This window comes from Mongoliibacter ruber (assembly GCF_003003005.1).
In the GTDB taxonomy this organism is placed as follows: Bacteria; Bacteroidota; Bacteroidia; order Cytophagales; family Cyclobacteriaceae; genus Mongoliibacter; species Mongoliibacter ruber.
Genome location: NZ_PVTR01000001.1, coordinates 122,037 through 133,826 on the forward strand (window position 1 = coordinate 122,037; position 11,790 = coordinate 133,826).

An 11,790-nucleotide genomic window follows, 5' to 3' on the forward strand; every position below is an offset into this window, starting at 1 on the left:
TCACAAGTTAGACTAAAATATTATGAATAAAAATAAGCTAGTATTCCTGATTCTTGCAATCCTTTTTCTTTTGGTTATGTTGTACATAGGATATGACATTTCCAGCAGGACAACCTTTCCAGGTTCTAAAGGAAACCTTAAGGAGAGAATTGCACCATCAGATAGTCTAAAAACCAATGAGTAAAAAAGAAAAAATTGATATTGACAAAATTGACCTTGACAAGATGAAGGAGATGACTACAGATAAGCCTGGTCTTCTCCCGTACGCACATCAGTCAGGAAGTGCCATTATCAAGCCAGAAGACAAGGGTAAAATTACCGGTAGAGCAGTATCTGCAATGCATTCGCAGACTGATATGCAAATGTCTCAGATTTACAAGCAGATGCAATTATTGGCTGATCAGGCAAAGGCAATCAAAAATAGGGTAGAGGTATCAGAAAGGATTTACCAAACACCGATGAATTTTGAACCATTGATCAATCATCACTATTTTTTATATCAAAAGGATGATGAATCAGACTTTTTGAGCATGGTAGCTCCTGAAGAGTGGGGTAGGAAGAAAAGGTTTCTTAGCTTTGTAGCTGAAGTTAAACTTTTGGCCGACCATACATGGGAAATTATTCGGCAAGGAGAATAAAATGATCAAATGCATCTACTTAAAGTACAAAACCTGATACAGGTAATTTCATTAGAAATTGAAGACATTGAGATTGACTTTCAGCTTGAGGTAAATGGTAAATACCTAGAAGGAAAAGGTGAAAAATTACTGGATGGAATTTTCCAATCATTGAATGGAAATGGTAAACTGCCACTTTTGGAAAGACTCAAATTCGATTTTAAAATCAATCGGTTTTTATTCCTGTATGATGATGAAGTTCATTTTAATAGATATAGGTTAAATACCTTTAAAACAGATCTTTATGATACTTTTTCTTTTCAATGGTTGGAGTCATACAAGCGCCTCTGTAGAACTTACGAAAGGGACTGCATGAAAGCGGGTATGCAGGAAAGAATCTGGAATGGTCCACCAATAGCTTCAAAGGTTTTTGGTAAAAGCGAGGAATTTGGTGACTTAAGTGGCAATGGATCTTCAGGATGGAAACTTAATGCTTATAATGATGCCCAATATGACCTTTTGAGTAGGTTACATGGCTATAAAATGGTTAGGATTCCACAATATGAAACATTGATGATTGGAGGGAGTCTCAAAAAAGTAGATGATCTTTTGAGAAATCCAAAAGAGGAACATCAAAAAGGTATAGTGAATTGGCTAAAGAGAAAAATGGAGTAAAAGCCTTGGCAGTTTTGCCAAGGCTTTTACTATTTATAAGTCAGGCAAATAATCCATACATTTCCCTGTCTACTTTCTGAACAATACCTGAAAAATCTTCAGGATGGGCCACAAAATCCAGTTCGTTTACATCAACAATCAACAATTTTCCTTTGTCATATGAGCTTATCCAATCTTCATAATGGCTGTTAAGATTTTTTAAGTAATCGATTCGAATAGAGTTTTCATAGTCTCTTCCTCTTTTTTCAATCTGACCGACTAGTTTTGGAATGTCAGCCTTTAGGTATATCAAAAGGTCAGGAGCCTTGACATAATTGATCATTGAGTCAAATAAGGCGAGATAATTGGAATAATCTCTGTCAGATATCAGCTTAGATTTATGAAGATTTGCTGCAAAAATGTAAGCATCTTCATAAATCGTCCTGTCCTGAATGACAGATAATCCGCTATCTCTGATTCGCTTGATTTGGTTAAATCTGCTGTTCAGGAAATAAACCTGAAGGTGAAACGACCAGCGTTTCATGTCCTCATAGAAGTCGGCCAAGTAAGGGTTGTTGTCTACTGCTTCCAGTTCGGCATTCCAACCATAATGTTTTGCCAATTTTGTAGTCAGAGTGGTTTTTCCACTGCCGATATTTCCAGACACTGCTATATGCATATTGATAAATTATAAACTTGATGTCTACTATATAATGAAAAGAAAGCCTGACAAGTTTCAAAAATTGTCAGGCTTCCATTTTTATGATGAAAATTGAAATTTATTTAAATCTTTCCGAAACTACCAATTCTTTGCTACCAGGGGTATACTTATAAAATCCTTCACCTGTTTTCGCTCCTTTATACCCTGCTTCCACCATATTCACTAATAATGGGCATGGTGCATATTTTGGATTCCCAAACCCATCATGAAGTACCTTGAGAATTGACAAACAAACATCAAGACCAATAAAATCAGCCAATTGAAGCGGACCCATTGGATGTGCCATCCCCAGTTTCATGACCGTATCTATTTCTTCTATACCTGCCACGCCTTCATAAAGGGTATAAATTGCCTCATTGATCATTGGCATCAAAATCCTGTTTGCAACAAAGCCAGGATAATCATTGACTTCGACAGGTGCTTTGTTCAATCCTTTGGACAGTTCCATGATCTGATTTGTAACTTCATCTGAAGTCGCATACCCTCTGATCACTTCAACCAGTTTCATGACCGGAACTGGGTTCATGAAGTGCATACCTATTACTTTATCGGGTCTTTCGGTGACAGCTCCTATTTTGGTAATACTTATAGAAGAGGTGTTACTGGATAGAATGCAGTTTTCGGGTGTGTATTTGTCAAGTTTCCTAAAGAGGTCAAGCTTGATGTCAATTTTTTCTGTGGCGGCTTCTACTACCAAATCTGCATCTTTAACTCCATCCTCTAAAGACGTAAAAATCTTAATTCTTTCCATGGAAGCTGTTTTTTCAGCTTCATCAATCAACCCTTTGGAAACTTGCCTGTCCATATTTTTGCGAATGGTAGCAATTGCTTTTTCCAGGGCATTGGCCGATATATCGACTAAAGAAACTGAATATCCAAACTGGGCAAAAACATGTGCAATTCCGTTGCCCATCGTTCCGGAACCTATCACTGATATATTTTTCATTTTTATTTTGGGTTTAGTATTTAAAGTAGAAACTCGGCAGGACAATTTTTGTATACCCACACTTAAAATATATTTCTAGGCTCAAATCTAGCCCGAATAAGAAGCAATTCCAATTTCACTTGTCATAAAATCCTTACCTTTAAGGCATGAAAGAACTTGGAAAAATCAACAGCCTATTAATCAATAGGTTTACCGATAATGGTGCTTATTTGGCATTACAAGAAGGTGGCGAAGTGCTTTTACCAAAAGGGTACTTGGATGGAACCGAAGAAGTTGGTAAAGAAATTGAAGTTTTTGTGTATACCGATTCTGAAGATAGGCCAGTAGCTGTCACATCGCCTCCTGTGGCTTTGTTGGATGAATTCGCAGTAATGGAAGCCAAGCAAATTACCAAAATTGGTGCTTTTATGGACTGGGGATTACCCAAGGATCTTTTTGTGCCCAATGCCGAAATGGGTCAAAATATGGAAGTCGGGGAGAAGTACCTTATACGGGTGTGTCTTGATTACAAGACCGAGCGCTTGATTGGTGTCAATAAATATGAAGATTTTTTACTTACCGATACTCAAGGCTTCGAAGCCGGGCAACAAATAGAGGTTTTGGTATTTGATGAATCTGACTTAGGCTATAAAGGATTGATAGAAGGGAATTTTGAAGGATTGATTTATAAAAATGAGGTTTTCAAACCCATGGAAATCGGTGATAGGGTGAACGCTTATGTCAAAAAAAGGAGAGATGATGGGAAATTAGACTTACAACTTCTACCAAGTGGCAGGGAAAAATATGAAGAAGGGGCCGAAAAAATCCTAGAAGTTTTAAAAGTCCAGAAGTTTTTGCCCCTTCATGATAAATCATCCCCTGAATCAATCAAAGAGTTGTTGGGAATGAGTAAAAAACACTTCAAACAATCAATAGGTCAACTTTACAAGGCTAAAAAAATTGAGATAAAAGGTGATGGAATCAGCTTAGTCTAATTCTAAGATGTTATTTGGCGTAAGGCACAATACAGCTTTATTCTTTTTGATGGCTATAGGCGCCTTGATCAAATGTGGAAATTTAGTCAAAATGGTTAGCCAGCTATCTTCATCCCATGTTTTGCCTGCAATTTTGGTTTGATAATCAGGATGTGCTCTGTTTAAAAGGTCCTTGGGCCGCAAGTTTAACATGTCTAATATAGACCTCCAACCAGTAGTTGTGATCGGCTCTTTTTCCATGTTGATTTCATTTACATGGTTGGAAACTGTTTTTGCATATGCTCTCATCTGTTTGTCCACACTGTGAGATGGATTGTAATAGAAGAATAATTCATTTGGATGTGCTTTCATAATGCATTGGTTTAGAGTTAGATAATTTACTGTATTTTAAGCAAAAAACAAACCAAAGAATGGTAATACTTCTAAGTATAGAATTTTGTTAAAGGATTTATTGGATATGCATATAGAAAATTTCAAGACTCAAAGCAAATCAGAGTTTCAGAAAAATAAAAAGCTCCTACCCAAATTAAAAAATCTCAAAGGCAAGGTTTTGGATGTGCTTTTTGAGAATGCCCATGATGAGCAATTTAAAAAGATCAATTGCTTAAACTGTGCAAACTGCTGCAAAACAACAAGCCCCATTTTTATCCAAACAGACATAGAAAGACTGGCCAAGGTTTTTAAAATGAAGCCATCGGGATTTGTGGATACCTACCTAAATTTGGATGAAGATGGTGATTATGTACTGAAGTCTTCACCATGTCCTTTTTTGAATGAAGACAATACTTGTCTAGTGTACGAGGAGCGTCCCAAAGCTTGCAGGGAGTATCCCCACACAAACAGAAAAAATATGCATGGAATACTGAATTTAACCTTGAGAAACACATTGGTTTGTCCCGCTGTATTTGAAATATTTCAAGACTTTGAGAAAGATTTTAGGAAGTAAGCAAATCTCTTTACTATTTTAGTGCCTTAAACCTATTGAAGATAACCATGAATAAAGAAGACCAGCATTTTTTGGGCGTAGATGTGGGAGGCACACATCTCAAAATCGGTTTGGTAAGCAAAGGCGGTGAAATTGTATCGTTTGAGAAAATCGATACAGCCCCATACAGAGATGACCCTAAGGGTTTTAATACCTGTTTTATTGAAGGAATGGCTGATATTTTGAAGAAATATCCGAATGTCAAAAAAGTTGGTATTGGTCTGCCGGGACTGATATCAAAAGACAGAACCACCACCTTGGAAATACCTGCAATTCCCGCTTTGAATGGTTTTAACCTCAAAGGTGAGTTGAAGAAAAACTATCCAAATATTTCATTTTTCTTAGAAAATGATGCTGCAGCCGCTGCTATTGGAGAATATAGATTTGGAAAGGCAAACCCTCCCAAAAATTTCCTTTTTATTACTATGGGAACGGGAATAGGCAGTGCATTTGTTCTGGATGGAGCCGTTTTCAAAGGTTCCAGGGGAAATGCTATGGAAATGGGACATATGCTTAGCCGGGGGAATGAAGGTTTGGAAAAATTGATCGGCAGAAATGGGATTTTAAAAATTATGGAGCGCTTCATTCAAGCTTACCCAAGGCTTGCAGGCGATTTGGAAAATAAAGAGCTTGGAACCCATTTGTTGGTAGATACAGCAAAAGAAGGGAATGAAGTTTCTTTGATGGTTTTTGAAGAAGTAGGAAGGATCCTTGGAGAAGCAATCGTTTCAGTAGTAAGGGTGTTGGATGTGACTCATGTTTATTTTGGTGGTGGAATCTCCGCAGGGTTAGAGTTTATGATGCCTTCTATGGAAAAAACTGTCAGACAGTACCTCACCCAATATTATGTATCCGACCTTTGTCTCACCAAAGCTACCCTAAAAAATGATGCGGGAACGTTAGGAGCTGCGGCCCTTTGCTTTTTGGAAGAAGAATAGAAAAATACAAGACATAAAAAAAGGTGGACTCAAAAATCCACCTTTTTTATTTTTCATCGGGGATTCAAAGTACTTATCGTCACTTCACTCACCCTACTATAGGCATTCAAGCGAAAGATTACTTTAAGTGGTTCGCTTTTAACGTCATCAGAATCACAATTAGGACTTGCCTCTACGTAGTAAATGAAGAAATTCTGACTTCTATCTGCCAATTCAACCCTGTCAGGCCTGCCAAATGTCTTGATTAAAGCCTGATTGTCTTTTCCCAACAAATCATTTTTCACCAGTCTGAAGGCCTCAACTTGGGGCTCTCTCAATCCCATACAGCCATTTCTGTCTTTTTTCCAAGCTTCTAAATCTACCCCTTCAAGGTCTACTTTTGAAGAACAAGCGCTAAAAGCATATAAACATAAAAGAAGAAAGAGGGAAGAAACTTGATTTTTAGACATTTAGAATGTTGGATAAATTTTTTATGACGAATTTTTTGTAAAAGTATGTTGACAGGACCTATAGAAAAAGAGTTTAAGCTGATTTAATTTGAATCTAAGCCAAGGAAAAAATTAAATTTCCAAAACATTTTTTTTCAAATTAACAGAATTCACATTTTTTTCCTTAATGTCAGGGACTTGAATATTAAACACACTATTATTATTGAATTAAAAACCCATTCGGATCAAAACAGTTTCAATTTTGTCTAAGCTTTAATCTTTATATTAGCACGCTAAAATATCAACACATATGTATTATCGATTCGGAAAAGCATTTCACTTCTTATCAATCTTTTTCTTCATTTTAGTTTTCATTTACATTTATTCATCTGTTCCAGAAACAGTAGCCTACGAAATTGACGAACAAGGACTCCTCAGCAAAGGATTCAGTAGAAGTTCTTTTTTCTATACTGGCATTGCTATTTTTGCAGCATTGAATATCATCTTGGCAGTACCGGCCAAAATGATTGAAAAGCAAAGTACACTGAAATTAAAAAGACTATTTCCAATTGGAGATGATTTCAGAGATTACATGTTGACTTGGATATTTAGTTTTACAGGTGTCATCAATGTCTCACTCAGCATCCTCGCTCTTTTTATCCATAGTATCAACAATCAAAATGAAATCAGTAGCAGCTCATTCAGTGGGTTCTTTTACCTGGTTCCTATTCTTTTTGTGACGTGGATTGTCGCATTGTTTTGGATATTATCTCAAAAATTCAAATCATTACAGCGCGAATCTTAACTGATCAAAAATATCTAGCAATTACTATTACCTCTATCAATACAAATGGCTGAAAACGTACAATACACAGAAGACAGTATCAAATCCCTCGATTGGAGGGAGCATATCAGGCTTAGGCCAGGTATGTATATCGGTAAACTCGGCGATGGAAGTGCCCATGATGACGGGATCTATGTATTGGTCAAAGAAGTGTTGGATAACAGTATCGATGAGCACATGATGGGGTATGGTCGTACCATAGACATCAAAATTTCCGAACACAAAGTAGAAATAAGAGATTATGGTCGTGGAATTCCGCTGGGTAAAGTGATTGATTGCGTTTCCAAAATCAATACGGGTGGTAAATACGATTCAGGAGCCTTCCAAAAATCAGTTGGCTTAAATGGTGTGGGTACCAAAGCAGTCAATGCCCTTTCTGATTATTTTAAAGTCCAATCTTATAGAGATGGAGAGACGAAAGTGGCTGAATTTGAAAAAGGTATACTCAAAGAAGATCGAAAAATAGAAAAAAGCTCCGATCGAAATGGCACCAAGGTGATTTTTACACCGGATGCATCTGTGTTTAAAAACTACCATTTTATACCTGAATACCTAGAAAACCAAATTTGGAATTATGCCTTCCTGAATGCAGGGTTAACTATTAATTTCAACGGTAAAAAATATTTTTCAGAAAGAGGACTTTATGATCTCCTGATGAGAAAGGTAGATGAAGACTCCATCAGGTATCCGGTCATTCACCTCAAAGGAACTGATATTGAAATGGCCCTGACGCATTCCAACCAATATGGGGAAGAATATTATTCATTTGTCAATGGTCAATATACCACCCAAGGTGGAACTCACTTGGCGGCTTTCAGAGAATCTCTGGTCAAAACTGTCAGAGAATTTTACAAAAAAGACTATGATGCTTCGGATATCAGACAGAGTGTCGTCGGAGCCATCGCAGTTCGGGTTCAGGAACCTGTGTTTGAATCCCAAACCAAGACCAAGTTAGGCTCTCAATCTATAGGCCCAGATGGTCCCACCCTGCGGACATTTGTCAATGACTTTGTCAAAACAGAATTGGATAATTACTTACACAAAAACCCAGCTGTTGCAGATGCTTTATTGAAAAGAATACTTCAGTCAGAAAGGGAAAGAAAAGAGATATCAGGTATTAAGAAGCTTGCAAATGAGCGGGCAAAAAAAGCAAATCTTCACAATAAAAAACTAAGGGATTGTCGTGTCCATTACGATGATCCTAAAGCGGACGAAGACAAAAAAAACAGGACCATGCTCTTTATCACAGAAGGGGATTCGGCTTCCGGTTCTATTACCAAGTCACGTGATGTACAGAGTCAGGCGGTGTTCTCTCTAAGAGGTAAACCGCTAAACTGTTATGGTATGACAAAAAAGGTGGTCTATGAAAATGAAGAATTCAACCTTCTTCAGCACGCCTTGAATATAGAAGATGGCATCGAAGGATTACGTTTCAGGAAAATAGTCATCGCTACTGATGCTGATGTCGATGGTATGCACATCCGCTTACTGATCATGACATACTTTCTACAGTTTTTCCCTGATTTGGTCAAAAATGGCCACTTGTTCATACTCGATACGCCACTGTTTAGGGTAAGAAACAAAAAAGAAACGCTCTATTGTTATACAGATGAAGAAAGGCAAAGGGCTATTCACAAGCTTGGGAAAACGGCTGAAATAACCAGGTTCAAAGGTTTGGGTGAAATTTCTCCAGAAGAGTTTGGTAATTTCATTGGAGAAGACATCAGGTTAGATCCTATCATATTGAGCAAAGAAACCAAAATCGCCGACTTACTAGGCTTCTATATGGGGAAAAACACACCTGATAGACAAACTTTCATTATCGATAACTTGAAAATAGAAAAGGATATCGTTTTTGATGATCCATCCAAAAATCAAGCAACTGAAAAAGAAGAAACTGAGGCAGCTTAGTTCGCAGTTTAATTTTCAATTTACTAAATAAATACCGCTACAATTACTCCAGAGTATTGAATTACTTAATCAAGAATGAGCGAAAATACCAACAATAGTAACCCTGAAGAAAAGGACGAAAGCTTACACGATTCTATTCCCGTAACAGGGATGTACAAAGACTGGTTCTTGGATTATGCTTCCTATGTGATTCTAGAGCGAGCTGTACCAGCGATTGAAGATGGGTTTAAGCCTGTGCAGCGACGTATCATGCATGCTATGAAAGAAATGGATGATGGGCGCTTCAATAAAGTAGCTAACATCATCGGTCAGTCCATGCAATACCACCCACATGGCGATGCCTCCATTGGAGATGCTATTGTCAATATGGGACAAAAAGACCTTCTGATCGAAACCCAAGGTAACTGGGGGGATATCCGAACAGGTGACTCGGCGGCCGCTGCAAGGTATATAGAAGCTCGCTTGTCTAAGTTTGCCTTGGAAGTGGTTTTCAACTCCCAGACTACTGAGTGGCAGCTCTCCTACGATGGAAGAAAAAGAGAACCTATTACTTTGCCGGTGAAATTCCCCTTGCTTTTGGCTCAGGGCGTTGAAGGAATTGCAGTAGGGCTTTCTACCAAAATCCTTCCACACAACTTCTGTGAATTAATAGCTGGCTCCATTGCTATTTTGAAAGGTGAAAAGACCAACGTGCTTCCAGATTTCCCTACAGGAGGGCTAGCTGATTTTTCTGAATACAATGAGGGTTTGAGAGGTGGCAGGGTTAAAGTCCGTGCCAGAATTGAAGAGGAAGACAGCAAAACCCTGTTGATTAAAGACATTCCTTTCGGTACTACAACCAACTCTATTATCGATTCCATTATCAAAGCCAATGATAAGGGAAAAATCAAGATCAAAAAGGTGGTAGACAATACTGCCAAAGATGTAGAGATTCAGATTCAACTTGCTCCTGGTCAATCGCCGGATATGACGATTGATGCACTTTATGCCTTTACCGACTGTGAAGTCAGCATTTCTCCCAATGCTTGTGTGATCATTGAGGACAAACCTGTTTTCTTGACGGTCAATGACATTTTGCAATATAATACCAAACAGACTCGGGCATTGCTCAAACGGGAATTGGAAATCCGTAAAGCCGAGTTGATGGAGAAATTGCTTTTTTCTTCTTTGGAAAAAATATTTATCGAAAACAGAATATACAGGGACATCGAAGAATGTACAACTTGGGAGTCTGTCATCGCGACAATTGACAAAGGTTTGGATCCATTCAAACCGGATTTTTACAGGGATATTACAACAGAAGATATTGTCAGACTTACTGAAATCAAAATCAAGCGTATTTCCAAGTTTGATACTTTCAAGGCTGATGAATTGATGCGCAAGTTGCAGGAGGAATTAAAAGAGGTCAATCATCACCTCAAGCACCTCACTGAATATGCCATCAAATATTATGAAAACCTATTGACCAAATATGGTAAGGGTAGAGAGAGAAAAACTGAAATCCGTGCCTTTGACACCATTGAAGCCACTGTGGTGGCTGCCAATAACGCAAAACTTTATGTGAATAGGGCTGATGGTTTTGTGGGATATGGATTGAAAAAAGATGAGTTTGTCTGTGATTGTTCAGATCTTGATGATGTAATCGTCATCCGAAGAGATGGAAAATGCGTCGTTACCAGGATTCAGGAAAAAGGGTTTGTTGGTAAAGATATTTTGCATGTAGCAATATTTCGAAAAGGGGATGAACGTATGGTTTACAACCTAATCTACCTGGATGGTGGATCGGGTAGGGCTATGGTAAAACGCTTTCAAGTTTTGGCCGTTACACGTGACCGTGAATATGAACTTACCAAGGGTTCAAAAGGCTCAAAGGTGCTGTATTTGACTGCAAACGCAAATGGAGAGGCAGAAATAGTAACAATCTATCTCACACAGGGCGCCAAGGCGAAAATTAAGGTTTTTGATTTTGATTTTTCAACAATCGAAATCAAGGGCAGGGGTGCAGGTGGAAATATTTTGACCAAGTATGCTGTTAGAAAAATACAACTGAAAATGGAAGGTGTATCCACTTTGGGAGGACTTGATATTTACTATGATTCGGTGGTAGGAAGGCTCAATACAGATGAAAGAGGTAAGTTGATCGGTAATTTTCTAGGAGACGATAAGATAATCGTATTCTACAAAAACGGAGACTACGAACTGACCTCATTTGAACTTTCCAATAGGTATGAGGCGAGCAATGTTATGCTTATTGAGAAATTTGATGCTCAAAAGGTGGTGTCAGTTATTTACTTTGACGGTGCGAGTAAAACACACTTTGTAAAGCGTTTTTTAATTGAGACGACTACCATGAATAAAAAATTCAATGTAGTATCAGATCATAAAAACTCTGCTTTGAAGATTGTTTCTACTGAAAAACAGCCTCAAGTAAAAGCTTTGCTTAAAAAGGGAAGTGTAGAGGAAGAGCAAGAATATGATTTGGATATGCTTATAGATGTCAAAGGCTGGAAGGCTATTGGTAACAAGCTTTCCTCACATGATGTGGTGTCTCTATCCCTTTTGGCTAGCCAAACTAAACCTGAGTCAGTTGCCGAAGACACAAAGGCAGAAGATGCTTCAGATGAAAATGACCAAGATGAAGATTTGGAAATAGGCACGACAGTAGATTTGAGTGTCAAAAAAGATGAAGACGACAAAGATCAATTGGGCTTATTCTGAGAAAAGCGGAAAACCTAGAAACAATGGCCACAAATGGAAGTGGGTACCAAAGTG

13 protein-coding genes are annotated in these 11,790 nt (G+C 38.0%); 9 read left to right on the forward strand and 4 right to left on the reverse strand.

Annotated features, from left to right (window positions below; all coding sequences use genetic code 11):
- Window positions 1-22: 22 nt before the first annotated feature.
- From CLW00_RS21300 to CLW00_RS00505, 3 genes are read left to right on the forward strand one after another with little or no spacing between them, the layout of a single operon-like run.
- Window positions 23-184, forward strand: coding sequence for a hypothetical protein (locus tag CLW00_RS21300; RefSeq protein WP_170073151.1), 162 nt, complete (start codon window positions 23-25; stop codon window positions 182-184).
- Entirely contained in the window at window positions 177-638 is a 462-nt protein-coding gene (locus CLW00_RS00500; RefSeq protein ID WP_106131695.1) for a DUF2452 domain-containing protein, read from the forward strand. Before CLW00_RS21300 ends, CLW00_RS00500 begins: the two co-directional genes overlap by 8 nt.
- Before the next feature lie 9 nt (window positions 639-647).
- Complete coding sequence (locus tag CLW00_RS00505) at window positions 648-1,292, forward strand: DUF7255 family protein (protein ID WP_106131696.1); 645 nt, start codon at window positions 648-650, stop codon at window positions 1,290-1,292.
- 40 nt (window positions 1,293-1,332) lie between these two features.
- Here CLW00_RS00505 and CLW00_RS00510 read toward each other — a convergent pair whose 3' ends face one another.
- Window positions 1,333-1,950 carry a deoxynucleoside kinase gene (locus tag CLW00_RS00510; RefSeq protein ID WP_106131697.1) on the reverse strand — a complete coding sequence of 206 codons (618 nt, stop codon included), beginning with the start codon at window positions 1,948-1,950 and terminating at the stop codon, window positions 1,333-1,335.
- A gap of 100 nt (window positions 1,951-2,050) precedes the next feature.
- Entirely contained in the window at window positions 2,051-2,938 is an 888-nt protein-coding gene (locus CLW00_RS00515; protein WP_106131698.1) for a 3-hydroxyacyl-CoA dehydrogenase family protein, read from the reverse strand.
- Window positions 2,939-3,084: 146 nt separating this feature from the next.
- Between CLW00_RS00515 and CLW00_RS00520 the strand changes: the two genes are divergently transcribed.
- Window positions 3,085-3,912, forward strand: a complete 828-nt coding sequence (locus tag CLW00_RS00520; protein ID WP_106131699.1) for a CvfB family protein — start codon at window positions 3,085-3,087, stop codon at window positions 3,910-3,912.
- Here the strand turns inward: CLW00_RS00520 and CLW00_RS00525 are convergent.
- Window positions 3,904-4,263, reverse strand: coding sequence for an arsenate reductase family protein (locus tag CLW00_RS00525; protein WP_106131700.1), 360 nt, complete (start codon window positions 4,261-4,263; stop codon window positions 3,904-3,906). The genes CLW00_RS00520 and CLW00_RS00525 overlap by 9 nt on opposite strands.
- Window positions 4,264-4,369: 106 nt before the next feature.
- Here CLW00_RS00525 and CLW00_RS00530 point away from each other — a divergent pair, with 106 nt between their 5' ends.
- Together CLW00_RS00530 and CLW00_RS00535 are read left to right on the forward strand one after the other, a co-directional pair.
- Window positions 4,370-4,858, forward strand: a complete 489-nt coding sequence (locus CLW00_RS00530; RefSeq protein WP_106131701.1) for a YkgJ family cysteine cluster protein — start codon at window positions 4,370-4,372, stop codon at window positions 4,856-4,858.
- 47 nt (window positions 4,859-4,905) lie between these two features.
- Entirely contained in the window at window positions 4,906-5,835 is a 930-nt protein-coding gene (locus CLW00_RS00535) for an ROK family protein (RefSeq protein ID WP_106131702.1), read from the forward strand.
- A 53-nt stretch (window positions 5,836-5,888) separates the two neighbouring features.
- On the opposite strand, the gene CLW00_RS00540 is transcribed toward CLW00_RS00535, so the two are convergent.
- Window positions 5,889-6,284 (reverse strand): hypothetical protein, encoded by a 396-nt coding sequence (locus tag CLW00_RS00540; RefSeq protein ID WP_106131703.1) that lies wholly within the window; start codon window positions 6,282-6,284, stop codon window positions 5,889-5,891.
- A 289-nt stretch (window positions 6,285-6,573) separates the two neighbouring features.
- Between CLW00_RS00540 and CLW00_RS00545 the strand changes: the two genes are divergently transcribed.
- The 3 genes from CLW00_RS00545 to CLW00_RS00555 all read left to right on the forward strand — a co-directional run bounded on the left by CLW00_RS00545 (window position 6,574) and on the right by CLW00_RS00555 (window position 11,736).
- Window positions 6,574-7,068: a DNA topoisomerase IV gene (locus CLW00_RS00545; protein WP_106131704.1), complete on the forward strand. Its 495-nt coding sequence runs from the start codon at window positions 6,574-6,576 to the stop codon at window positions 7,066-7,068.
- A 45-nt stretch (window positions 7,069-7,113) separates the two neighbouring features.
- Window positions 7,114-9,018 carry a DNA topoisomerase IV subunit B gene (locus tag CLW00_RS00550; protein WP_106131705.1) on the forward strand — a complete coding sequence of 635 codons (1,905 nt, stop codon included), beginning with the start codon at window positions 7,114-7,116 and terminating at the stop codon, window positions 9,016-9,018.
- 75 nt (window positions 9,019-9,093) lie between these two features.
- Entirely contained in the window at window positions 9,094-11,736 is a 2,643-nt protein-coding gene (locus tag CLW00_RS00555; protein ID WP_106131706.1) for a DNA gyrase/topoisomerase IV subunit A, read from the forward strand.
- Window positions 11,737-11,790 lie beyond the last annotated feature (54 nt).